The following is a 361-nucleotide window of genomic DNA, read 5'->3' as shown; positions in this document are numbered from 1 at the left end:
ATATTAATATGAATAATATCTATGACGTATATGATTATGCATTTACAATGTTTAAACTAGATGGTGGAACAACTAAACAAGGTTCAATAGCTGGTAATGCTTTATTGCTTCCAAATACTGAAACAGTAAAAACAGGAGAAACATTTACAATTGATGTATATGCAGATAATGTTAAGAATTTAAATGCAATTGGACAAGTTATTAACTATGATCCAAGTAAAGTTGATTATGTATCTATTGATCAAGACGATTCTATTTGTACAATGGAAGATTTATCAGTGAATAAAGTTTATGATGATGGAACAGCATATTTGAATATGGCATTTGCTAATAGAGGTGATAAAGACGTTTATAATGGAAG

General features: G+C 28.3%; 1 protein-coding gene. It reads left to right on the top strand.

The genetic code is table 11. From position 1 onward, the window contains the following. Positions 1–47: 47 nt before the first annotated feature. A partial coding sequence (locus KHA85_RS20640; protein ID WP_213186734.1) for a cohesin domain-containing protein occupies positions 48–361 on the top strand: 314 nt, incomplete at its 3' end.

The organism is Dietzia massiliensis (assembly GCF_018390595.1).
In the GTDB taxonomy this organism is placed as follows: Bacteria; Actinomycetota; Actinomycetes; order Mycobacteriales; family Mycobacteriaceae; genus Dietzia; species Dietzia massiliensis.
The sequence above is the reverse complement of the archived record's forward strand: the minus strand, read 5'-3'. Positions and strand labels throughout refer to the sequence as shown.